We start from the raw sequence: 21,958 nt of genomic DNA on the forward strand, positions 1-21,958 counted from the left end.
TGTCGGAGTTTCCCCGTGATTGACCGTGCCGCCGTTCTCGCCGCCCTCGAGGCCGTGATCGATCCGAAATCGGGCAGGCCCCTGTTCGCGGCGGGCCTGGTCCAGGGCCTGGTGGTGGCGGCGGACCGGGCCGGCTTCGTCATCGAGGTGCCGGCGGGCGAGACCGGCCGCTATGCCCCGGTCCGCGATGCGGCCGAGGCGGCATTGAAAGCCTTGCCCGGCATGGCCCGGGTGTCCGTCGTCCTGACCGCCGAGGCGGTGACGGCTCCCGCGCGGCGCACCGCCGGACTGTCATCCCAGGCCATGGATCAGGCGCGGGCCAGGGCACCCGTGGCGACCGAACGCCCGGCCCATGTGCGGCGGGTCATCGGCGTGGCCAGCGGCAAGGGCGGGGTCGGCAAGTCGACCGTGGCCGTCAACCTGGCCTGCGCCCTGGCGGCGCGCGGCCTGCGCGTCGGCCTGCTCGATGCGGATGTCTATGGTCCGTCATTGCCGACCATGCTCGGTGTCTCGGGCAAGCCCGACTATGTCGACGGGGCGATCGTTCCGCATGAGGCCTTCGGGCTCAAGGTGATGTCCGTGGGCCTGCTGACGAAGGCGGAAGACGCCATGATCTGGCGCGGGCCGATGGCCTCCCAGGCCCTGACCCAGATGCTGACCCAGACCCGCTGGGGCAGCGAGGATCGCCCGCTGGACGTGCTGGTCGTCGACCTGCCGCCCGGCACCGGCGATGTGCATCTGACCCTGGTGCAGAAGACCCTGCTCGACGGCATGGTGATCGTCTCGACCCCGCAGGAGGTGGCCCTGGCCGATGCCCGGCGGGCCCACACGATGTTCGAAAAGGTGGGGGCGAAGACCCTGGGCCTGGTCGAGAACATGAGCGGCTTCCCGGATCCGGTCACCGGCAAGCTGATACCGATCTTCGGTCACGGCGGGGCCCGCGACGAGGCGGAACGGCTGGGCGTCGCCTTCCTCGGTGACCTGCCGCTCAGCCAGGCCCTGCGTGAGGGCGGCGACGCCGGACGCCCTCTGGTCGCGGTCGAGCCGGACGGGGACATGGCGCGACGCTTCGGGGCCGTCGCGGGGGCGCTGGCGGAAAAACTCGGTTTCTGAGGGTTTCCAAACGCAACTCTAATCGCCACCTTGTCGGTTCCAGTATCCCGTGAGGAAGCCCGATGAGCGTCGACGCCCTGTTCCAGCCCTTCCAGGTCAAGTCCCTGAAGATGCCCAACCGCATCGTCATGGCCCCGATGACCCGATCCTTCTCGCCGGGGGGCATTCCGACAGACGACGTCGCCGCCTACTACCGTCGCCGGGCCGAGGGGGGCGTCGGCCTGATCGTCACCGAGGGTACGGTCGTCGACCGGCCCGCCGCGCGCAACGACGCCAATGTGCCGGTCTTTCACGGCGAGGCCCTGCCGCAGTGGAAGAAGGTCGTGGACGAGGTTCACGCCGCCGGCGGTCTGATCGCGCCGCAGATCTGGCACGTCGGCTCGGCCCGCGGCCAGGGCGCGGACTGGTCGCCGCTGGGCAGGGTCGACAGCCCGTCGGGCTTCACCACCCCCGGCAAGCGCGGCCTGGAGCCGATGACCGAGGAGGACATCGCCGACACCATCGCCGCCTTCGGTCGCGCGGCCCGGGCCGCCAGGGACCTGGGCTTCGACGCCGTCGAGATCCACGGGGCCCACGGCTATCTGATCGACCAGTTCTTCTGGAGCGGCCTGAATGACCGCACCGACCGCTGGGGTGGCCCGAGCATCGGCGAGCGCGCCCGCTTCGGGGCCGAGGTGGTCAAGGCCGTGCGCGAAGGCGTGGGCGAGGACATGGCCCTGATCCTGCGCCTGTCGCAGTGGAAGCAGCAGGATTTCGACGCCCGTATCGCCGAAACCCCCGACCAGATGAGCGAATGGCTGACGCCGCTGTCCGAGGCCGGGGTCGACGTCTTCCACTGCTCGCAACGCCGCTTCTGGGAGCCGGAGTTCGAGGGGTCGGACCTGAATTTCGCCGGCTGGGCCAAGACGCTGACCGGCAAGCCGACCATCACTGTCGGCTCGGTCGGACTGGACGGCGAGTTCATCGCCGCCTTCGGCGGGGCCGGGTCGAAGCCGGCGTCGCTGGACGGTTTGATCAAACGTCTGGAGGCCGGGGAGTTCGATATGGTTGCCGTCGGCCGCGCCCTGCTGGCCGATCCGCAGTGGGTTCACAAGATCCGCGACGGCCGGATGGACGAGCTGAAGGACTTTGATCGCTCGGCCATGGCGGTGCTCACCTGAGCTGAGTGAGTAGGGCTTAGGGCTTGGGGCTTGGGAATTAGGGCGATCGCCTCCTAAGACCCAAGCCCTAACTCCTACAACCTACTCAGCCTCCACCACCACCGCCGTGCCATAGGCCAGCACCTCGGTGATGCCGTCCATGATCTCATTGGCGTCATAACGCATGGCCAGGATGGCGTTGGCCCCCTGTTCCGTGGCGTGTTCGATCAGATGCTCCAGCGCCTCCTGCCGGGCCGTCTCGGCCAGGTTCACATAGATCGACAGCTTGCCGCCGAACACCGACTGGATGGCCCCGCCGACATTGCCGACGATGCTGCGCGAGCGCACCGTGATGCCGCGCACCAGACCGACATGCCGCACGATACGATAGCCGGCCAGATCGTTGGTGGTTGCTACGATCATTTCGTATCTCCCGATACCTAGCGTCGTTTCAGGACGCGGAAGGTGAAGGCGTGGTCGTCCTTCTCACCCGGCTCATGCCGCTCGGCGGCGACTTCTTCAAAAGCCGACTCGTCGAATTCCGGGAACAGGGCGTCGCCCGCGGGCTCGGCCTCGACCTCGGTGATGTACAGGGTCTTCGCCCGGCCCAGGGTGGCCGCGAACAGGGCGGTGCCACCGATGACGCAGATCTCGTCGACCCCGTCCTCGGCCCCGTGCTCGCGGGCGATGTCCAGCGCCTCGTCCAGGGTGGTGCAGACCAGGGCCCCGCGCGACTTGCCGTCGGCCTCATAGCCCTCGTCGCGGGTCAGCACGATGTTGAGCCGGCCGGGCAGGGGCCGCAGCGGCAGGCTCTCCCAGGTATTGCGGCCCATGATGCAGGGCTTGCCCACGGTGATGGCCTTGAAGCGCTGCAGGTCGCTGCGCAGCTTCCACGGCAGGTCCCCGTCACGGCCGATCACCCCGTTGCGACCGCGGGCGACGACGAGGGCGAGGGTGGGGACGGGCATTCAGCGGGGCTCCAGCCAGTGCAGCCATTTCCGCTGCATCGCGGTCTCGAGATCGATGCCCGCACGATCACAGTATAGCAGCAACATGCCCAGCACATCCGCCGCCTCGTCGCCCAGCTTGTCCCGGTCCGGCGTTCCGCGCGCCCGGCCGGTCAGGCGCAGATGCTCGGCCGTCAGCTCGCCCAGCTCCTCCTGCAGCTTCAGCAGGGCCCAGTCGCGATCGCGGTCGATGGAATGCTCGGCCGCATAGAGGTCGGAGATGCGCAGGACGTCGGCGGTGAGGTCGGAGAGGTGCATGGGACGGTCCTACAGGCTCGATGGCGGCCCTGTCTCCTCCCTGCCGCGTAGCGGTGGGGAGGGGGACCCCGAAGGGGTGGAGGGGTGAAGCTCCGGCGCCGAGCCCTTGGCCCCTCCGTCACGGCGCGAAGCTGCGCCGCGCCACCTCCCCATTCGCTGCGCGAACAGGGAGGAGATCGGCGGTCACACCGCGACCGCGGCCTTGATGTGCGGCCAGGGCGCGTAGTCGCTGAGTACGAAGTCGGCGGGTTCGTAGGCGAACAGGTCGTCGTGCGGGGTGAGGGTCATCACCGGCAGGGGCAGGGGCTGGCGCGTAAGCTGAAGCTCGGCCTGTTCGACATGATTCAGATACAGGTGGGCGTCGCCGAAGGTGTGCACGAACTCGCCCGGCTCCAGCCCGCACACCTGGGCCACCATCAGGGTCAGCAGGGCGTAGGAGGCGATGTTGAACGGCACGCCGAGGAAGACGTCGGCGCTGCGCTGGTACAGCTGGCAGCTCAGCTTGCCGCCCCCCTTACCGTTTGGGGCGACGAAGAACTGGAACAGGCAGTGGCAGGGCGGCAGGGCCATGTCGTCAATGTCGCCCGGATTCCAGGCGGACACGATATGCCGGCGGCTGTTGGGATTGGTCTTCAGCCCTTCGACCAGCCGGGTGATCTGGTCGATGGTCTCGCCGTTCGGCGTGGCCCAGCTGCGCCACTGTTTGCCGTAGACCGGGCCCAGGTCGCCGCTGTCATCGGCCCATTCGTTCCAGATCGAGCAGCCGTTCGCCTGCAGCCAGGCGATGTTGGTGTCACCACGCAGGAACCACAGCAGTTCGACCAGGATCGACCGCAGATGCAGCTTCTTGGTGGTCAGCAGCGGAAAGCCCTGCGCCAGGTCGAAGCGGATCTGGCGGCCGAACACGCCCAGCGTCCCGGTGCCGGTGCGATCATCGCGCCGCACGCCGTTGTCGAGGATGTCGCGCAGCAGGTTCAGATACTGGAATTCGGGATGATCGGCCGGCGCGGCCGGAATCGCCCCGGTGCGGGTCTGCAGGTCAGCGATCTGGGCCAGGGCGTTCATGCCCCGAAGGATGCCGCTGATTCGTGCGCGCGATCAGCCGTCTGATTCGCTTGCCCACAGAAAGGTGACCGATTTCCGCGTCAGGGGGCGGTTCGGGTTTCAGCCACCAAACCCGCCGCCGTCGAGGAAAGCCTGTTCCTCCGGCGTGGTCTCGCGGCCGAGTGCGGCGTTGCGATGGGGGAAGCGACCGAAGCGGACGATGATGTCGCGGTGGATACGGCCCCATTTCTCGGAGTCGGCGTTGCCGGCGACCAGCTCAAGATAGCGGTCCTGATCCTCCAGCCGCTCGGAATGCTCGAACGGCAACAGCAGGAAGTTGCGCAGGGCCGGATCGACCGCATCGTGATGCCCGCGCCCGACGGCCTCGCGCGCCAGGCTGAGGGCCAGCGGATCGGTGGCGAAGGCGTGGCCGGTGCCGCGAAACACATTGCGGGGAAACTGGTCCAGCAGGATCAGCAGGGCCAGGGCCCCGTCCGGCGTCTCCATCCAGGCGTCCAGCTCACGCCGGGCGGCGGCGAAATGGGCCGTTTCGAAGCGACGGCGGAACCCGGCGTCAAAGGCGTCGTCCTTGGCGAACCATTTGGCGGGGCCCGCGTCGGTCCAGAAGCTGACGACGGCCCGGGGGCTGATCTCGAGGGTCATGGGTCGAGCATGGAGCGACCCGATGCGCGGGTCCAGCCGCAAGCCGCGGGCAAGGATGCGCCGGATGCCGCTGTGCAGCGGGCCGGGCGGGGTTTCGGTACGATGGGGCGGACGGAAGCCGGGCGCTTCGACGGTCCGATCCGGGGGGAAACCGGATAAATGGTCGGAGTGAGAGGATTCGAACCTCCGACCCCTGCCTCCCGAAGGCAGTGCTCTACCAGACTGAGCCACACTCCGACTTAAGGACGCGGCTTATAACGGTGGTGCCAGACCGCCGCAAGCGGGGATATTGGCGCTGCGAAAATTGTCTGAAAAGCGGGTGTTGCATCGCCCGCAACGTTCGCGTATCCCGACCGCCTCCTGACGCACTGCCGTCAGGGCTGCCGGACCTGCTGGGGAATGGTGTAATGGTAACACAGCGGTTTTTGGTACCGTCGTTCAAGGTTCGAGTCCTTGTTCCCCAGCCATCCGTCCGTCGCGAGAGTCGCGGCATGGCCGGTCCCCGGGCGACCGGTGAAGGTCGCGGCCGGCGACGCCCCTGAAATTTCCCTATCCGGCCCCGCTCCAGGTCCTGGGTCTGTATGGATAATCTGCGTGAACCCTTCGGTGCCGGGCGCGTTGAGGCTGTCTGCGACCCGACACCTGCATGGACCGGGCGTTTTGCGAATTGGATCGCCTATTGTCCGCAAAGCCTGGCCTTCGGGTCATGATCGTCGAAGACCAGGCCCTGCTGGCCATGGAACTTGAACTGGTGCTGGCCGACTCGGGCTGCGCGGTCGTGGGCTGCGCCATGGACCGCGCCGGGGCCCTGGCCCTCGCCGAGCGGGAGCGGCCGGACCTGGCGCTGGTCGACATCAATCTGCTGGACGGCATGACCGGGCCGCTGGTGGCCCAGGCCCTCATCAAACAATTCGGGGCGACGGTTGTCTTCCTGACCGCCAACCCCGAACAGATTCCCGATGGCTTCGCCGGGGCGCTGGGCGTGATGTCCAAGCCGATCGACGAGCGGACCGTCGCTGACGTCGTCGGCTTTGCCCGCGAGTTCATCGTCAATCACACGGTCGGCACCGCACCGCGCCGGTTCCGGATGGCCCCCTGGATGACGCAGTCGGATGCGGGCGTCCGGCCCCACTGAACCGGGCGGCGCGGCTCAGACCGCCTCCCAGCCCCTGTCGATCGCCCAGACCGCGAAGGCGTAGTCGTGGGCGACCTCCTTCAGATAGTCGAACCGCCCCGACGATCCGGCGTGACCGGCCTCCATGTTGATCTTCAGCAGCACCGGCTTGCCCGAGGTCGTGGCCGGGCGCAGCTTCGCCACCCATTTTTCCGGTTCCCAGTAGGTGACGCGCGGGTCGGACAGGCCGCCGGTCGCCAGCACGGCCGGATAGGCCCTGGCCTCGACATTGTCGTAGGGGCTGTAGCTCATCATGTAGTCGTAGGCCTCGGGGTCCTCGATCGGATTGCCCCATTCGGGCCACTCCGGCGGCGTCAGCGGCAGGCTGGTGTCCGACATGGTGTTGATCACATCGACGAACGGCACCTGACCGATCACCGCGGCCCACAGATCGGGCCGCATGTTGTTGACCGCCCCGACCAGCAGCCCCCCGGCCGAGCCGCCCTGGGCCACGATGTGACCGGCCCGGCCGTGGCCGCTGCCGATCAGGTGTTCGGCGCAGGCGATGAAGTCGGTGAAGGTGTTCTTCTTGGTGAAGCGCCGGGCGTCGAGGAACCAGCCCCAGCCCTTGTCGGAACCGCCGCGGATGTGGGCGATGGCATGGATCCAGCCGCGGTCGACCAGCGACAGCCGGTTGGTCGAGAAACTGGCCGACATCGGAATGCCGTAGGAGCCGTAGCCGTACAGCAGCAGCGGGGCCGAGCCGTCGACCGGCGTCGATCGGCGCCGCACGATGGTCACCGGCACCAGCGCCCCGTCGGCGGCCGGGGCGTTCAGCCGCTCGACCACATAGTCGGCCGGATCGTGGCCCGAGGGCACTTCCTGCACCTTGCGCAGGGTCCGGTCGCGCGTGGCCAGGTCGTAGTCATAGGTCGAGTTCGGCGTCGACGGCGAGCTGTAGCCGTAGCGCATGACCGTGGTGTCGAACTCGGAGGCCCCGCGCAGCGACAGGGCATAGGCCGGCTCGTCGACCGCGATCTGGTGCTCGGTGCCCGCACGGTCGCGGATGACGATGGTGGTGTTGGCGTCGGCCCGTTCCTGGCGGCCGATGAAGGCCTTCACCAGGGCCACACCCTCGATGTAGCGACCGGGAGTATGGGCGACGAGGTCGGTCCAGTGGGCCTTGCCCGGCGTCGCGGTCGGAGCCTCGACGATCTTGAAGTCGATACTGTCGTCGGCATTGGTCCGGATCACCCACCGGTCGCCCCAGTGGTCGGCGTCATACAGACGGCCGGTATGGCGCGATTCCAGCACGGCCGGCGCGGCGGTCGGGGTCGCGCCCGGGATCAGCCGGGTCTCCGACGTCTCCTGGTTGGCGATGGAGATGACCACGAAGGCGTCGTCGGACGTGCGGCCGACGCTGATGAACATGCCCTCGTCGGCTTCTTCATAGACCAGGGTCGAGTCACCGCCCCGGACCGGACGACGGAAGATCTTGTCCGGGCGACCATTGTCGTTGCGGTTGGTCCAGAAGATCCACTGGCTGTCCGGCGAGAAGGTGAAGTCGCCGGTGGCCGAGCCGATCGGATCCGGCAGAAGGTCGCCGGTGGCCAGGTCCCGGATGTAGATCTGGTGCACCTCCGAGCCCTGGGCGTCCTCGGCATAGGCGAACAGGGTGTGGTCGGGACTGTGGTCGGCGGCCGAGACCCGGGAATAGGCCTTGCCCTCGGCCAGGGCATTGGCGTCGAGCAGCATCTGCACGCGAGGCCGGAGATGGGGGCGAACAACGGTTTCACCGTCGACACGATAGGCAGACACTCGATCCTTGCGCATGTACCGGGGGTGCTGGTCGCCGGTCTGGTATTCGATGAAATACTCCCACGGGCCGTCAGGGGCAGGGACGCTGGAGTCATCCTCCTTGATCCGCCCCTTCATCTCCTCGAACATCGTCGCCTGCAGCGGCAGGGTCGCGGCCATCATCGCCTCGCGATAGGCGTTCTCGGCCGTCAGATGTTCGTTCACATCCGCCTTGATCAGGGTCGGATCCCGCAGCACCGCCTGCCAGTTGTCGTCCTTCATCCACTGGTAGTCATCGGTCCGCACCCGGCCCAGCTGTTCGATGGTCACGGGGATCTTCTTCGCGACGGGGGCTTGGGGACGGGTCATCGAGGCTCCGGTAGGCTGGCGGGCGAGGGCAGGGCCGGCGAGGGCAGTCGCGGCGGCGGTGGCGATCAGTTCACGGCGGTTCATGGGCCAGGCTCCTGTCGGTGTCAGCGGACCTTGTGCGCGGCACCCCCGCGCCGTCAAATGAAGTTCAGCCGCTGTGGCCGCCGGAGTGTCCATGTTCGTGATCCAGATACCGCCCGCGCCCGCGCCGGTCCCGACCCCGATCTCGACCCCGTCCTGGGACCTGACCCGCGGGCTGATCGACGCCACGGTGCAGCTGGATCAGCCGGACGGCAACGGTCGGCGCACGGTCGGGACCGGGTTCCTGGTCGACGCCCCGCGGCCGGACGGCACGCCACGCACCGTACTGGTCACCGCCGCCCATGTGCTGGAGCGGATGCCGGACAGCGAGGCGCGGATCGGCTGGCGCATCGCCCTGCCGGACGGGGCCTGGCGGTTCACGCCGGAACCCCTGCGGATCCGCGAGGCCGACCGGACACCGGTCTGGACCCGTCATCCGGAGCGCGACATCGCGGTAATGGAGATCGTCGCCCCGGAGGCTTTCGCGCGGGCGGCCATTCCGCTGGGCTGGCTGGCCGAGGCCACCGAGTTCGACCGCTGGCAGGTCGGGCCGGGCGACGAACTGTTGTCGCTGGGCTTCCCGCGTGGCCTGTCGGCCAACCGGGCCGGGTTTCCGATCCTGAGGGTCGGGCGGATCGCCTCGTGGCCGCTGACGCCGATCGCGGCCTTTCCCACCTTCCTGCTCGACTTCCCCGTCCACGCCGGGAACTCGGGCGGGCCGGTGTTCTGGACGCCGGGCGCGCGACGGCTGCCGGGCACGCCGGTGCCGGACCACCCCTTCATCGCCGGGGTGCTGGTCCAGGCGGTCGAGGTCGACGGTGAAGGCCTCGGGATCGGGGTGGTGGCGCACGCCCGCTATGTGCGCGAGGCCATCGCCCGGATGGACGCCGCCGCGGGTCCGTGAGAGAGGGGCCGGCCTAGCCGGCCAGAACCTCGGCCGACATCCGTTCCAGCAGGGCCCCGCCCTGGCCGATGGTGGCGAGGCGGCTGGTGACATGGCCCAGCACATTGGCGGCATAGACCTCGTACAGGGCGATCTTGCCGTTGAGCCAGACGGCGTCGCCGTCGCCGGCGTCGAGCCGGGCCTTGGCGGCCAGCGCCCCCTTGGCCAGCATCCAGCCGCCGATCACATCACCCAGCAGTTTCAGATAGGCGTCGGCGGCGGCCAGCACGTCGGCCCCGCCGTCCTCGGCGGCCTTGCGGTCCAGGATCCACAGGGTGGCGTCCTCGACGGCCTCCACGGCATTGGCGAACCGTTCGACCGGCTTGCCCTCGTAAAGGCGCGGCAGGTCCAGCAAAGTGGTCTTGAGGACCAGGATCAGGGCCTTGGCCGAGGCCCCGCCGTCCTGACCCAGTTTGCGACCGACCAGGTCCATGGCCTGGATGCCGTTGGTGCCTTCGTAGATCGGGGCGATGCGCGCGTCGCGATAGTACTGGGCCGCGCCGGTTTCCTCGATGAAGCCCATGCCGCCGTGGATCTGCACGCCCAGTGAGGCGACCTCGCAGCCGACGTCGGTCGACCAGGCCTTGGCGATCGGGGTGAACAGGTCCTCACGGCCCTTCCAGGCCTGCCGCTCTTCCTCGGTCGGGGCGTGTTTGGCCAGATCGGCGGCCACCCCGGTCGACAGGCAGAGGGCACGGGCGGCGGCGATCTTGGCCTTCATCACCGACAGGGTGCGGCGCACATCGGGGTGGTCGAGGATCGGGGCGTTCTTCTCGCCGGTCCAGATCGACCGGCCCTGGCGGCGGTCCGACGCATAGGCGAGGGCATGCTGATAGGCGCGTTCGGCGATGCCGACCCCCTCCATGCCGACGGCCAGGCGGGCGGCGTTCATCATGACGAACATATGCGACAGGCCCTGGTTGGGCTGGCCCACCAGTTCGGCGGTCGCGCCCTCATAGCTCATCACGCAGGTGGGCGAGGCGTGGATGCCCAGCTTGTGCTCGATCCCGACCGGCTTGAAACTGTTGCGCGCGCCCAGCGAGCCGTCGGCATTGACGAGGAATTTGGACGCCAGGAACAGGCTGATGCCCTTGGGTCCGGCCGGGGCGTCGGGCAGGCGGGCCAGCACCATGTGAACGATGTTGTCGGTGGCGTCGTGGTCGCCCCAGGTGATGAAGATCTTCTGGCCGCTCAGGGCATAGGTGCCGTCGCCCTTGGGCACGGCCGTGGCGGTCAGGGCCCCGAGGTCCGATCCGGCCTGGGGCTCGGTCAGGACCATGGCCCCGGTCCATTCGCCGGACACCAGTTTCGTCAGATAGGTGGCCTTCTGGGATTCGGTGCCGTGCGCCTCCAGCGCCTCGATCGTCGCCAGCGACAGCATCGGGCACAGGCCGAAGGCCATGTTGGCGGCATGCACGGTCTCGTAGGCCGCGAGCTCCAGCGCCTTGGGCAGCTGCTGGCCACCAGCTTCGGTCGAGGCACACAGGCCGGTCCAGCCGCCCGCGGCGAACTGGCGGTAGGCGTCGGCGAAGCCGTCGGCGGCGGTGACATTCCCGTCGACACAGGTCGAACCCTGCAGGTCGCCGCTGCGGTTCAGCGGGGCCAGAACGCCTTCGGAAAACTGGCCCGCGGCCTCGAGCACGGCCCCCATCAGTTCGCTGTCATAGTCGGGGAAGGCCCCGCTGGCGGCGACCATGTCGATGCCGGCGATGGCTTCTAGGGTGAAGGCGAGGTCGCGGACAGGGGCGCGGTAGGTCATCGGGTGGATCCTGGACGATTTCTTCGGTGTATCGGCGGCTATGTGCCGGTGTAGACGGGAACGACGCAAGCGCGCTTGGCAAACCCGGGTTCACGCCGCAATCTGACGCCCTGCCGTCACGGAAAGGAAGAGTCATGGCCGAACCCCTGCACCGCTATTCGACTGTGTCCCTGGTCTTCCACTGGGGACTCGCCCTGCTGGTTGTGGTCCAGATCGGCCTGATCATGGCCTATGAGGGATACGACGCGGCCAGTGATCCGCTGGCCGGGACCTATATGGGCCTGCACAAGTCGGTCGGGCTGAGCATTCTGGTTCTGACCCTGGCCCGACTCGCGTGGCGGATCATGAACCCGGTCATTCCCCTGCCCACGACCGTCCCGCGCTGGCAGCGGATCCTCGCCCGCACCACCCAGGTCCTGTTCTATGTCCTGCTGATCGGCCTGCCGCTCGGGGGCTGGGCCGCCTCGTCCGCGGCGGGGCGCGCCATCGAGTGGTTCGGCCTGTTCACCTGGCCCGGCCTGCCGATGCCGCTGAATCGGGAACTGGCCGGGACCATTATCGAGGCCCATGAGGTCGCCGGCAAGGCGCTCATCGCCCTGATCGCCCTGCATGTGATCGGCGCGCTGAAGCACCATTTCGTCGACCGCGACAATGTCCTGCGCCGGATGCTGCCGTTCATTCATCCGCGACCGTGAGGGCGCGCGACGACCTCGGGGCCGCGACGGCCGACCGCGCGGCGGTCGCCGCCCTGGGGGCCGGGCGACTGGTGATCCTGCCGACCGAGACCGTCTACGGCCTGGCCGCCGACGCGAGCAATCCCGTGGCCGTCGCCGCCATCTTCGAGGCCAAGGGCCGGCCGCGCTTCAATCCGCTGATCGCCCATGTCGCCGATGCGGTTGAGGCCGAGCGCATCGGTGTGTTCGACGACCGGGCCCGCGCCCTGGCCGCGGCCTTCTGGCCCGGCCCCCTGACCCTGGTGGTCCCGGTGCGCGACCGTGACCGGGTCTGCGACCTGGCCCGGGCCGGGCTGGACAGTGTCGCGATCCGGGTCCCCGGCCATCGTCGCGCCCGGGCGGTGATCGCGGCCTTCGGCGGCCCGGTCGTGGCCCCCTCGGCCAACCGTTCGGGCCGGCCCAGCCCGACCACCTATGCCGATGCGGTCGAGGAGACGGGTGGGGCCGCCGCCGCCGCAATCGACGGGGGTGACTGTGCCGTCGGGGTCGAGAGCACCGTGGTCTCGGTGCTGAACGGGCGGGTGTCCCTGTTGCGGCCCGGGGCGGTGACCCGGGCCGAGATCGAGGCCCGGGTCGGGGCATTGGACACGGGCGGGGAGGGGCATCGCTCGCCCGGCCGGCTGGCCCTGCACTATGCGCCCGACGCCCCGGTGCGGATCGCGGCGACCGCGGCGCGCGGCGGCGAAATCCTGCTCGGCTTCGGCCCGGGCAGCGGTGACCCGCGCTGGAGCCTGAGCCCGACGGGGGATCTGCGCGAGGCGGCGGCCAATCTGTTCCGGATGTTGCGGGAGGCCGATCGCGAGCACCCGGCCGGCATCGCCGTGGCCCCGGTGCCCGATCACGGACTGGGCGAGGCGATCAACGACCGGCTCAGACGCGCGGCGGGGTTCGTGGGCTAGAGTTTCCTCCCCGCTCGCGGGGAGGGGGACCGCGAAGCGGTGGAGGGGCGTCTACTGCGCCGTCCAGCCGCCGTCGATCGAGAAGCTGGCCCCGTTGGCCGAGGCCCCCAGGTCACTGACCAGATAGAGAAAAATACCGGCCAGTTCATCCGTGGTGACAAACCGCTTGGTCGGCTGGGAACCGAGGATAACGTCCTTCAGCACCGCCTCTTTCGACAGGCCGCGGGTCCGGGCCTGGTCGGCGATCTGCTTCGCGACGATCGGGGTCTCGACGAAGCCGGGGCAGATGGCGTTGCAGGTGATGTTGTCCTGCGCCAGCTCCAGCGCCACCGTCTTGGTGAAGCCCAGAACCCCGTGTTTGGCGGCGACATAGGCCGACTTGAACGGGCTGGCGACCAGGCCGTGGGCACTGGCGATGTTGACGATCCGGCCGCGGCCCTGGGCCTTCATGATCGGGATGGCCGCCCGCGTCGCATAGAAGGTCGACGACAGGTTGATGGCGATGATCTGTTCCCATTTGTCGCCGGGGAAATGCTCGACCGCCTCGACATGCTGGACTCCGGCGTTGTTGACCAGGATGTCGACCCGGCCCAGCTCGCGCTGGGCATAGGCGACCATGTCGGCGACCTCGTCGCCCTTGCGCATGTCGGCGGGGTGATAGCGGACGCGGACGCCACAGGCGGATTCCAGTTCAGCCCGGGTCGTCTCGATCCCGGCCGGGTCACCGAGCCCGTTCAGCACGACCTCGCCGCCGCGCGAGGCGACCGACCGCGCCAGCGCCAGGCCGATGCCCGAGGTTGAGCCCGAGATGACCGCCACCTGTCCCGCAAGGTCCCCGATTTCACGAAAGGGTAGCGGTGCGGCGTCGGGGCCGTCGCCGCGTTTGGGCCTCTGAAACATGGGAGGTGTCGTCCGTCTTGTCTTGGGAACCCAGCCTAGCCTTTCGCGGGCGCGAAGGCGACAGGTCCGGATCAGTTATTTCCTGATCGGGTGAATATCCAGTCGGTGGCCGTGGAGGCAAGGGGGGCGAAACGGTAGCCGTCGCGATCATAGGCTTTCAGGGCCTCGCTGCGGTCGATCCGCTCGTCGATGGCGAACCGGGCCATGCCGCCGCGCGCCTTCTTGGCGAAGAAGGAGATAATCCGGCTCTCACCGTCCTTTTCCTCACGGAAATGCGGGGTGATGACCGGCAGTTTCAGGGCCCGGGCGTCGATCGCCCCGAAATATTCCTGGCTGGCCAGATTGATCAGCACCGGATCGGCATGGCCCTCGGCGTCGGCATTGAGCTGATGCGAGATGCGATCGCCCCAGAAGTCATACAGGCTGCCGCCGCGCCGGGTCTTGAGCCGCGTGCCCATCTCCAGCCGGTACGGCTGGATCCGGTCCAGCGGACGCAGCAGGCCGTACAGACCCGACAGGATGCGCACCCGGTCCTGGGCCCAGACCAGGCCGTCGGCATCGAGGTCGCGCGCGGCCAGCCCCTCATAGGTGTCGCCGGCGAAGGCCAGGGCGGCCTGCACGCCCAGATCGTCGGCGGGTTCGGGATCGAAGGCCTGGAAGCGTTCGCGGTTCAGGTCGGCCAGCTTGTCCGAGATCGACATCAGCCGGCGCAGATCGGCCCGGGTCAGCCGGCGGGTGGCTTTCGACAGCGTGGCCGTGTCCTCGACGAATCGCGGCGTGGTTGCGGGCAGGGACGGCGCGACGTCGGTAAAATCCAGCCGCTTGGCCGGGGACAGGACGATCAGCAAGGCGGGGCTCCGGGCGGCGAGGGCCGTCACATAGGCGGGTTTGACGACGAATTGAACCGTGGCGCGACGTCATGGCACCGGAACGCCTGGGGATGGCGGGGGTTGTTCCTGTATCCCCACAGCAAGGAGCGTGTTCCATGACCAAGGGCAAAGAGACCCCGACCGAAACCCAGAAAGACCTGGCCGAGAAGGCCATGGCCATGAAGGCCGCGGCGCCCGAACCGGCCCATCCCGATCCCGGGCAGACGGCGGACGAGGGCATGACCGCGACGCCGCGCGCCGGCATCGCCCCGTCGGGCGCGTTTGGTGCCGAGGGCCAGCGCCCCGTGCTGGAGCGGTCGCGCAAGGTCCGCTGACCCGGTCCCGCGACCCCGATTTCCCCGATTCCCATGACGACGGAGACACCATGCAAATTCAGATCAATACGGCGAACAACATCGACGGGCGCGAAGCCCTTGTGGCCGCGGTGGAGGCGGACGTCCGCGCCGGCCTGTCCCGCTTCGGCGACCGGCTGACCCGGATCGAGCTCCATATCGGCGATGAGAGCGGCGGTCCGTCCGGTGGCGGCGATACCCGCTGTATGATCGAGGCCCGCCCCCAGGGGCAGGACCCGATGACCGTCACCGACCATGCCGCCACGCCGGACCTGGCGGTCAGCGGGGCCCTGCGCAAGATGACCACGGCGCTGGACCGGGTCTTCGGCAAGCAGGACGACAAGCGGGGTCACTGAGTCCCCGGGATCACGCTGGTTTCGGATCGAATCGCCGCGCACCCGGACAAGGGTCCAGCATCAGGCGGCCGCGTAACTGAGCCGGGCTGGACGACGTCCGGCCCGGCCGATGTCGCCCTAGAACAGCACCGCCGGGTTCATGATCCGCTGCGGATCGATCGCCGTGCGGATGGCCTGCATCGTGGCGATCTCCAGCGGCGACTTGTAGCGGCGCGCCTCGTCGGTCTTCAGACGGCCGAGGCCGTGCTCGGCGCTGATCGATCCGTCATAGCGGGCGACGATGTCGTGGACGATCTGCGAGCCTTCCTCCCAGCGGGCGATGAAGGCGGCGTGGTCGCCGCCCTTCGGGCACAGGACGTCGTAGTGCAGGTTGCCGTCGCCGACGTGGCCGAAGGCGCTGACCCGGGCCCCGGGGTGGAAGCGTTCGACCGCGGCTGTGGCCTCATCCAGGAATTCGGCGATGCGCGACACGGGCACGGAGACGTCGTGCTTCCAGCCGCCGCCCTCGGGCTTCTGGGCGGCTGACTGTTCCTCGCGCACCTTCCAGAAGGCGGTGCGCTGGGCCTCGTTCTGGGCGATGGCGGCGTCGGTGACCAGGCCGGTCTCGAAGGCGTGGCTCAGCAACCGCTCCATCGCCGCATCGGCCGCGCCCGGTTCGCCGGACACCAGTTCGATCAGCACCGACCAGGGCGGGGTGCTGTCCAGCGGCTCGCGCGTGTCGGGGATGTTGGCCAGTACAAACTCAACGCCGATCCGTTTCATCAGTTCGAAGGCCTCGACGCCGCCACCGGTCTCGGCCTTGGCGCGGGCCAGCAGCTGGATGGCGGCGGCCGGGTCGTCGAGCCCGACCACGGCGGTGGCGCGGCTGCGCATCACCGGGAACAGCTTCAACGTGGCCGCGGTGACCACGCCCAGCGTGCCCTCGGCCCCGATCAGCAGCTGTTTCAGGTCATAGCCGGTGTTGTCCTTGCGCAGCCGTTTCAGGCCGTTGAACACCTGGCCGTCCGGCATCACCGCCTCGATGCCCAGCACCAGGTCGCGCATCACCCCGTAGCGGATCACCGCCGTGCCCCCGGCATTGGTCGAGATGACGCCGCCAATGGTGGCGCTGCCCTCGGCGGCGAGGCTGAGCGGGAACATCCGGTCGACGGCGGCCGCGGCCTGTTGGGCCTCCAGCAGCGTGACCCCGGCCTCGACCGTCATCGCGTCGTCCAGCGGGGTGATGTCGCGGATGGCGCGCAGCCTGCGCGTCGACAGCAGCACCTCGCCGAACGGGATCTGGCCGCCGACGAGGCCGGTGTCACCGCCCTGGGGCACGACGGCGACACCATGTTCGGCACAGACGGCGATGGCGCGGGCGACCTCGACCGTCGACCGCGGCGTCAGCATCAGCGGTGTGTGGCCGGCCCAGCGGTTGCGCCATTCGGTCAGCCAGGGTGCGATCGCGGTCGGATCGTCGGTCCAGCCGCCGTCACCGACGGCAGACTTCAGGGCGGCGAGGGCGGCGGGCGAGGGGGAGGCCATGTCCCGTTGTGCCAAGGCTGCCCGGCTTGCGCCAGTCCGCAGCGTGATCGGGGCGACAGGTCGGGGGGCGACCGGCTAGAGGGGAGGAATGACATCGTCCCTGCCAGCCCCCGTGCCCGCCGTCGGCGTCGTCTGTCTGCGCGGCGACGCGGTCCTGCTGATCCGGCGCGGCAAGCCGCCGATGCTGGGCAGCTGGAGTCTGCCCGGCGGCCGCATCGCGCCGGGCGAACGCGCCGTGGACGCGGCCCTGCGCGAACTGGTCGAGGAGACCGGGGTGGTGGCCCAGCTGACCGGCCTGATCGATGTGGTCGACGGCATCTTCCCGGACTCGGGTCGTCACTTTCTGCTGATCGACTATGCCGCGCGCTGGCTTTCGGGCGAGCCGGTGGCCGGGGATGACGCGCTGGAGGCGCGATTCGTGGCGCTGTCCGACGTCGACGGCCTGGTCAGCTGGTCGGAAACCCGGCGGGTCATCGCCGAGGCGGTGCGGCGGGCCGGGACCTCCGGCTGAGGCGTGTCGGCGCAATTCATTACAGCGATGTCATGTTCGCCGAATCCGGTTTCGGTGGCGTGGGTGACGCCCGGGGGATACCCTTGATCGCAACTGGAGGACGACATGAGTTATTTCGCTATTGCCCTGGTGGTTCTGGCCTTTGTGCTGCTGTTCAGCGTGGTCAAGATCGTGCCCCAGGGCCGTGAATTCACGATCGAACGCTTCGGTCGCTACACCCGGACGCTGAAGCCCGGCATCACCTTCCTGGCCCCGTTCATCGAGCGCACGGGCCGGCGCATGAACATGATGGAGCAGGTGCTCGACGTGCCCCAGCAGGAGGTGATCACCAAGGACAACGCCATGGTGAAGGTCGACGCCATCGTCTTTATCCAGGTGATGGACGCGGCCGCCGCGGCCTACCGGGTCGAGAACCTGCCCTATGCCATCACCCAGCTGTGCTCGACCAACCTCAGGACCGTGGTCGGTTCGATGGATCTGGATGAGGTGCTGTTCCAGCGCGACAACATCAACTCGCGCCTGCTGACCGTGATCGACGCCGCCACCGAGCCGTGGGGCGTCAAGGTCAACCGGATCGAGATCAAGGACCTGACCCCGCCGGTCGACATCACCAACGCCATGGCGCGGCAGATGAAGGCCGAGCGCGAGCGTCGGGCCGTCATCACCGAGGCCGAGGGCGAGAAACAGGCCGCCATCGCCCGCGCCGAGGGGGCCAAGCAGTCGGCCATCCTGCAGGCCGAGGGCCGCAAGGAAGCCGCCTCGCGCGACGCCGAGGCGCGTGAGCGTCTGGCCCAGGCCGAGGCCAAGGCGACCGAGATGGTGTCCAACGCCATCGCCGCCGGTGACGTCAACGCCATCAACTATTTCGTCGCCCAGAAATATGTCGAGGCCTTCGGCGAACTGGCCCGCAACACCACGGCCAAGACGGTCATCGTTCCGGCCGAGATGGGGGCGCTGGTCGGCTCCATCGCCGGCATCGGCGAACTGGTCGGTCTGGCCCGCGGGCAGCAGGCGTCGCAGCAGGGCCGTCGCGAGGCGGCTCCGGCTCCGGCCACCACCCGGTCGCCCCCGCCGGTCCAGACCCGCGCCCCGCGCCGCCCCGGCGGTTCGGTGCCGACGACGGAGTAGGTGATGACCCCGCTGATCGATCTCTATATCGCCCAGCCGTTCTGGATCTGGCTGGGCGTCGGCGTCCTGCTGCTGGCCGTCGAGGCGGCCTTCTCGACCGAATGGCTGTTGTGGCCGGCGGTCTCGGCCGGGGTCGTAGCGGTGCTGACGGCCCTGGGCCTGCGCTGGGGCTTCGGGATCGAGCTGGGCATTTTCGCCGCCCTGACCCTGGTCTCGACCCTGATGTCGCGCCGCCTGATCCAGCGCGTCAATCCGACCGATTCGCCGGACATCAACGACCGCGACCTGAGACTGGTCGGGCTCAAGGCCCAGGTGGTCGAGGCCTTCATCGACGGCCGCGGCCGGGTCTTCATCTCGGGTTCGGAATGGCCGGCGGTGATCGAGGGGGCCCAACCCCTGGCCGGTGAGACCGTGATCGTCGAATCGGTGGCCGGGCCGATGCTGAGGGTGCGCGCCGTCTAGCGAGCCTTCGCCGCCAGCACCTCGTCGACGCCCCGGTTGGCCAGGGCGTCGGCGCGATCGTTCAGTTCATGACCCGAGTGGCCCTTGACCCAGCGCCAGTGGACATTGTGCCGCTGGCGGGCGGTGTCGAGCCGCTTCCACAGGTCCTCGTTCTTGACCGGCTTCTTGTCGGCCGTCTTCCAGCCGCGCGCCTTCCAGCCGTGGATCCACTGGTCGATGCCTTGCATCACATATTTGCTGTCGGTGTGCAGCTCGACCTTGCAGGGGCGGGACAGGGCCTCCAGCGCCATGATGGCGGCGGTCAGCTCCATGCGGTTGTTGGTGGTCAGGGCCTCGCCGCCCCACAGCGTCTTCTCGTGGCCCTGGCCGGTCTGCAGGATCGCGCCCCAGCCGCCGGGGCCCGGATTGCCCTTGCAGGCACCGTCAGTGTGGATGATCACGTGGGACAAGCTGAAACTCGCAAGGCGTTATAACGTATGTAATATAGGGCGCTGGAAACGAGGCCAGCCATGATTGCTCTCAAGATCACCCAGGTGGGAAATTCTGTCGGTGTCGTCCTGCCCAAGGAGGCCCTGACCGAACTCGGCGCGACCAAGGGCGACACTCTGTACCTGACGCGCGCTCCAGACGGGTCCATGCGGGTCTCGGCCTATGATGACAAGGTCCAGCAGCAGATCGCCCTGGGTGAACAGTTGATGGATGCGCATCGCGACGTGTTCCGCGCCCTGGCCAAATGAGTCCCTCTGAGCCGGTCTGGCTCGAAAAGGCGGCCCTGATCGCCCTGCATGATCGCACACTGGCCCTGCACGGTGGCCCGCCCGGTATTAGGGACGAGGGCTTGCTGGACTCGGCTCTGCAGCGACCGATTCATCGTCGCCTCCATGACGATGAGCCCAGCCTCGCGGTGCTGGCCGCGACCTATGCTGTGGGCGTGGCGTCGAATCATCCGTTCGTCGACGGCAACAAGCGTGCGCCCTATCAGGCGATGATCCTGTTCCTGGCCCTGAACGGCACGCCGCTGCAGCCGGACCGGGTCGAGGCAATCCGCACTGTGCAGGCGGTCGCGGCCGGTGAGATCGATATCGACACCCTTGCCGAATGGATTCGGGCCAACAGCGCGGCGACCTGACGCGGCATTCCCTTGGCGCGGCGCCATCAGGTGGCCTATATGGCGGGACAGATTTGATGCGGGCCGTAAGGGCCCGTCTGAGGAGAGCGTACCGTGGGCAGTTTGAGCATCTGGCACTGGGCCATCGTGATTATCGTCGTGGCCCTGCTGTTCGGCGGGCGCGGCAAATTGTCGGGCCTGATGGGCGACGCGGCCAAGGGCGTGAAGGCGTTCAAGGACGGCCTCAAGGACGACGACAGCAAGGACGGCCCGTCGGGCGGCACCAGTTCGCTGCCGCGGACCGAGGCCGAAAAAGAAGACCTGAAAAACTAGCCCCCTGAACGTCGGAGTCTGACGCATGGGTGGTCTCGGCCCCGGTCTCGGTGGCGCGGAAATCCTGGTAATCGGCCTGGTGGCCCTGCTTGTCGTGGGGCCCAAGGACCTGCCTGCGCTGATGCGCAAGCTGGGCAAGCTGATGGGCAAGGCCCGCGGCATGGCCAATGAGTTCCGCGCCAGCTTCGACGAAATGGCGCGCCAGTCCGAGCTGGACGAGCTGCGCAAGGAGGTTGAGGCCCTGCGCACCAACCAGGGCATCCACGCCCTCGGGGCCGACGCCGACGCCGCCTTCCGCGAGATCGGCAAGGACCTGGACTCGGGCCTGACCGCCAGCCCGGCACCGGCCATGACCCCTGCGCCCAATGAATGGCCCGATGCCGGACCGGCGATGACGCCGCTGGCGGCCCCGGCGGACCCGGAGCCGAAACCGCCGGTCAAGGCGAAGCCCAGGTCCGGGGCCAAGCCCAAACCCAAATCCGGGGGCAAGCCCGCCGCCGCATCGACCAGGAAGGCGGCCGGTAAGTCGCAGGCGATCCGGGCGAAGAAGGTGGACCTGTGAGCGCCCCCGACTTGGACGAGTCCGAAATCGAGGCCTCGCGCGCCCCGCTGATGGATCATTTGATCGAGCTGCGCGGGCGGCTGCTGATCTGCGTCATCGCCTTCATCCTCGGCTTCATCCTGTGCTTCGCCTTCGCCGAGCCGCTGTACATCTTCCTGGTCAAGCCGTTCGCCGTGGCCGCGGCCTTCCACCAGAGCCTGGCCCCCGGCACCCATGTGTCGCCGCTGGACCTGATCCTCGGCACCGCCGGCCTCAAGGCCCTGCCGGTCGTCAACGGCCAGATGGTCGAGCTGATCTATACGGCCCCGCTGGAGATCCTGTTCACCAAGATGAAACTGGCCGGCTTCGGGGCCTTCATCGTGTCGTTCCCGATCCTGGCCTGGCAGATGTACCGGTTCGTGGCCCCGGGTCTGTATCGCAACGAGAAGGGGGCCTTCCTGCCCTTCCTGTTCGCCGCGCCGCTGCTGTTCCTGCTGGGTACGGCCCTGGTCTATTTCGTCATGCTGCCGTTCGTCATGTGGTTCTCGCTGAGCCAGCAGATCACGGGCGGCGGGGTCTCGGCCCAGCTGCTGCCCAAGGTGTCGGACTACCTCAGCCTGGTGACGGCCCTGCTGCTGGCCTTCGGCCTGTGTTTCCAGCTGCCGGTCGTGATGACGCTGCTGGGGCTGGCCGGCATCGTCAATTCGAAGATGATGGCCCTGGGGCGCCGCTATGCGATCGTCGCCGTGGTCGTGGTCGCCGCCATTGTCACCCCGCCGGATCCGGTCAGTCAGCTGATGCTGGCTGTGCCGCTGGTGCTGCTCTACGAGGTCAGCATCTGGTGCGTGCGCCTGATCGAGCTGCGCAAGCGCAGGCGGGAGCCGGTCGAAGGGCGCACCTGAGCGGAACCGACGGCGAGCGTGGCCGTTTGCAGGGGACACCATCCCTCAGGA

At 68.5% G+C, this 21,958-nt stretch carries 27 protein-coding genes and 2 tRNA genes; 17 read left to right on the plus strand and 12 right to left on the minus strand.

The window, feature by feature from the left end; genetic code table 11:
- Nucleotides 1–15: 15 nt before the first annotated feature.
- Both AACZ75_RS06890 and AACZ75_RS06895 read left to right on the plus strand, forming a co-directional pair.
- On the plus strand, nt 16–1,113 hold the full coding sequence (locus AACZ75_RS06890) for an Mrp/NBP35 family ATP-binding protein (RefSeq protein WP_339872039.1): 1,098 nt from the start codon (nt 16–18) through the stop codon (nt 1,111–1,113).
- 62 nt (nt 1,114–1,175) lie between these two features.
- Nucleotides 1,176–2,273 (plus strand): NADH:flavin oxidoreductase, encoded by a 1,098-nt coding sequence (locus tag AACZ75_RS06895; protein ID WP_339872041.1) that lies wholly within the window; start codon nt 1,176–1,178, stop codon nt 2,271–2,273.
- Nucleotides 2,274–2,354: 81 nt separating this feature from the next.
- Here the strand turns inward: AACZ75_RS06895 and AACZ75_RS06900 are convergent, their stop codons facing one another.
- From AACZ75_RS06900 to AACZ75_RS06925, 6 genes are all read right to left on the minus strand, one after another.
- Nucleotides 2,355–2,675 carry a YbjQ family protein gene (locus AACZ75_RS06900; protein ID WP_339872042.1) on the minus strand — a complete coding sequence of 107 codons (321 nt, stop codon included), beginning with the start codon at nt 2,673–2,675 and terminating at the stop codon, nt 2,355–2,357.
- 17 nt (nt 2,676–2,692) lie between these two features.
- Nucleotides 2,693–3,220, minus strand: a complete 528-nt coding sequence (locus tag AACZ75_RS06905; protein WP_339872043.1) for a dihydrofolate reductase — start codon at nt 3,218–3,220, stop codon at nt 2,693–2,695.
- Nucleotides 3,221–3,517: a phosphoribosyl-ATP pyrophosphohydrolase gene (locus AACZ75_RS06910; protein ID WP_339872045.1), complete on the minus strand. Its 297-nt coding sequence runs from the start codon at nt 3,515–3,517 to the stop codon at nt 3,221–3,223.
- 183 nt (nt 3,518–3,700) lie between these two features.
- Nucleotides 3,701–4,582 carry a thymidylate synthase gene (locus AACZ75_RS06915; protein ID WP_339872046.1) on the minus strand — a complete coding sequence of 294 codons (882 nt, stop codon included), beginning with the start codon at nt 4,580–4,582 and terminating at the stop codon, nt 3,701–3,703.
- A 99-nt stretch (nt 4,583–4,681) separates the two neighbouring features.
- Nucleotides 4,682–5,224 carry a DUF924 family protein gene (locus tag AACZ75_RS06920; RefSeq protein ID WP_339872047.1) on the minus strand — a complete coding sequence of 181 codons (543 nt, stop codon included), beginning with the start codon at nt 5,222–5,224 and terminating at the stop codon, nt 4,682–4,684.
- Between the two features lie 160 nt (nt 5,225–5,384).
- Nucleotides 5,385–5,461: transfer RNA gene (locus tag AACZ75_RS06925), tRNA-Pro, on the minus strand.
- A 156-nt stretch (nt 5,462–5,617) separates the two neighbouring features.
- On the opposite strand from AACZ75_RS06925, the gene AACZ75_RS06930 reads away from it, so the two are divergent.
- A tRNA-Gln gene (locus AACZ75_RS06930) sits at nt 5,618–5,691 on the plus strand.
- Between the two features lie 239 nt (nt 5,692–5,930).
- Nucleotides 5,931–6,359, plus strand: a complete 429-nt coding sequence (locus AACZ75_RS06935; RefSeq protein ID WP_339872048.1) for a response regulator — start codon at nt 5,931–5,933, stop codon at nt 6,357–6,359.
- 15 nt (nt 6,360–6,374) lie between these two features.
- Here AACZ75_RS06935 and AACZ75_RS06940 read toward each other — a convergent pair whose 3' ends face one another.
- Nucleotides 6,375–8,588 (minus strand): S9 family peptidase, encoded by a 2,214-nt coding sequence (locus AACZ75_RS06940; RefSeq protein ID WP_339872049.1) that lies wholly within the window; start codon nt 8,586–8,588, stop codon nt 6,375–6,377.
- A 91-nt stretch (nt 8,589–8,679) separates the two neighbouring features.
- Between AACZ75_RS06940 and AACZ75_RS06945 the strand changes: the two genes are divergently transcribed.
- Complete coding sequence (locus AACZ75_RS06945) at nt 8,680–9,489, plus strand: serine protease (protein ID WP_339872050.1); 810 nt, start codon at nt 8,680–8,682, stop codon at nt 9,487–9,489.
- Between the two features lie 13 nt (nt 9,490–9,502).
- On the opposite strand, the gene AACZ75_RS06950 is transcribed toward AACZ75_RS06945, so the two are convergent.
- Entirely contained in the window at nt 9,503–11,287 is a 1,785-nt protein-coding gene (locus tag AACZ75_RS06950; protein ID WP_339872051.1) for an acyl-CoA dehydrogenase, read from the minus strand.
- A 134-nt stretch (nt 11,288–11,421) separates the two neighbouring features.
- Here AACZ75_RS06950 and AACZ75_RS06955 point away from each other — a divergent pair, with 134 nt between their 5' ends.
- Both AACZ75_RS06955 and AACZ75_RS06960 read left to right on the plus strand, forming a co-directional pair.
- Nucleotides 11,422–11,982, plus strand: a complete 561-nt coding sequence (locus tag AACZ75_RS06955; RefSeq protein ID WP_339872052.1) for a cytochrome b — start codon at nt 11,422–11,424, stop codon at nt 11,980–11,982.
- Complete coding sequence (locus AACZ75_RS06960) at nt 11,979–12,920, plus strand: L-threonylcarbamoyladenylate synthase (protein ID WP_339872053.1); 942 nt, start codon at nt 11,979–11,981, stop codon at nt 12,918–12,920. Before AACZ75_RS06955 ends, AACZ75_RS06960 begins: the two co-directional genes overlap by 4 nt.
- 51 nt (nt 12,921–12,971) lie before the next feature.
- On the opposite strand, the gene AACZ75_RS06965 is transcribed toward AACZ75_RS06960, so the two are convergent.
- Nucleotides 12,972–13,820 (minus strand): 3-hydroxybutyrate dehydrogenase, encoded by an 849-nt coding sequence (locus AACZ75_RS06965; RefSeq protein WP_339872054.1) that lies wholly within the window; start codon nt 13,818–13,820, stop codon nt 12,972–12,974.
- 71 nt (nt 13,821–13,891) lie between these two features.
- Nucleotides 13,892–14,668 (minus strand): peroxide stress protein YaaA, encoded by a 777-nt coding sequence (gene yaaA / locus AACZ75_RS06970; RefSeq protein WP_339872055.1) that lies wholly within the window; start codon nt 14,666–14,668, stop codon nt 13,892–13,894.
- A gap of 137 nt (nt 14,669–14,805) precedes the next feature.
- On the opposite strand from yaaA, the gene AACZ75_RS06975 reads away from it, so the two are divergent.
- The gene (locus AACZ75_RS06975) at nt 14,806–15,024 is read left to right on the plus strand and encodes a hypothetical protein (protein WP_339872056.1); all 219 of its coding nucleotides are present in this window, start codon (nt 14,806–14,808) and stop codon (nt 15,022–15,024) included.
- Between the two features lie 50 nt (nt 15,025–15,074).
- On the plus strand, nt 15,075–15,398 hold the full coding sequence (locus tag AACZ75_RS06980) for a hypothetical protein (RefSeq protein ID WP_339872058.1): 324 nt from the start codon (nt 15,075–15,077) through the stop codon (nt 15,396–15,398).
- Between the two features lie 117 nt (nt 15,399–15,515).
- On the opposite strand, the gene AACZ75_RS06985 is transcribed toward AACZ75_RS06980, so the two are convergent.
- A complete protein-coding gene (locus AACZ75_RS06985; RefSeq protein ID WP_339872059.1) occupies nt 15,516–16,922 on the minus strand; it encodes an FAD-binding oxidoreductase in 1,407 nt (468 codons plus the stop codon).
- Nucleotides 16,923–17,010: 88 nt separating this feature from the next.
- Between AACZ75_RS06985 and AACZ75_RS06990 the strand changes: the two genes are divergently transcribed.
- The 3 genes from AACZ75_RS06990 to AACZ75_RS07000 all read left to right on the plus strand — a co-directional run bounded on the left by AACZ75_RS06990 (nt 17,011) and on the right by AACZ75_RS07000 (nt 19,023).
- Complete coding sequence (locus tag AACZ75_RS06990) at nt 17,011–17,433, plus strand: NUDIX hydrolase (protein ID WP_339872060.1); 423 nt, start codon at nt 17,011–17,013, stop codon at nt 17,431–17,433.
- 105 nt (nt 17,434–17,538) lie between these two features.
- Nucleotides 17,539–18,561: an SPFH domain-containing protein gene (locus AACZ75_RS06995; protein WP_339872062.1), complete on the plus strand. Its 1,023-nt coding sequence runs from the start codon at nt 17,539–17,541 to the stop codon at nt 18,559–18,561.
- A gap of 3 nt (nt 18,562–18,564) precedes the next feature.
- Nucleotides 18,565–19,023, plus strand: a complete 459-nt coding sequence (locus AACZ75_RS07000; protein ID WP_339872063.1) for an NfeD family protein — start codon at nt 18,565–18,567, stop codon at nt 19,021–19,023.
- Here AACZ75_RS07000 and rnhA read toward each other — a convergent pair.
- Nucleotides 19,020–19,472: a ribonuclease HI gene (rnhA, locus tag AACZ75_RS07005; protein ID WP_339872064.1), complete on the minus strand. Its 453-nt coding sequence runs from the start codon at nt 19,470–19,472 to the stop codon at nt 19,020–19,022. The two genes, AACZ75_RS07000 and rnhA, sit on opposite strands and share 4 nt — an antisense overlap.
- A gap of 60 nt (nt 19,473–19,532) precedes the next feature.
- Here rnhA and AACZ75_RS07010 point away from each other — a divergent pair, with 60 nt between their 5' ends.
- From AACZ75_RS07010 to tatC, 5 genes are all read left to right on the plus strand, one after another.
- Nucleotides 19,533–19,760 (plus strand): AbrB/MazE/SpoVT family DNA-binding domain-containing protein, encoded by a 228-nt coding sequence (locus tag AACZ75_RS07010; protein WP_339872065.1) that lies wholly within the window; start codon nt 19,533–19,535, stop codon nt 19,758–19,760.
- Nucleotides 19,757–20,152, plus strand: a complete 396-nt coding sequence (locus tag AACZ75_RS07015; protein WP_339872066.1) for a type II toxin-antitoxin system death-on-curing family toxin — start codon at nt 19,757–19,759, stop codon at nt 20,150–20,152. The genes AACZ75_RS07010 and AACZ75_RS07015 overlap by 4 nt, the downstream gene beginning before the upstream one ends.
- 93 nt (nt 20,153–20,245) lie before the next feature.
- On the plus strand, nt 20,246–20,464 hold the full coding sequence (locus AACZ75_RS07020) for a twin-arginine translocase TatA/TatE family subunit (protein ID WP_339872067.1): 219 nt from the start codon (nt 20,246–20,248) through the stop codon (nt 20,462–20,464).
- Between the two features lie 25 nt (nt 20,465–20,489).
- Nucleotides 20,490–21,026 carry a Sec-independent protein translocase protein TatB gene (tatB, locus tag AACZ75_RS07025; protein ID WP_339872068.1) on the plus strand — a complete coding sequence of 179 codons (537 nt, stop codon included), beginning with the start codon at nt 20,490–20,492 and terminating at the stop codon, nt 21,024–21,026.
- The gene (gene tatC / locus AACZ75_RS07030) at nt 21,023–21,907 is read left to right on the plus strand and encodes a twin-arginine translocase subunit TatC (protein WP_339872069.1); all 885 of its coding nucleotides are present in this window, start codon (nt 21,023–21,025) and stop codon (nt 21,905–21,907) included. Before tatB ends, tatC begins: the two co-directional genes overlap by 4 nt.
- Nucleotides 21,908–21,958 lie beyond the last annotated feature (51 nt).

The organism is uncultured Brevundimonas sp. (assembly GCF_963975535.1).
Taxonomy (GTDB): domain Bacteria; phylum Pseudomonadota; class Alphaproteobacteria; order Caulobacterales; family Caulobacteraceae; genus Brevundimonas.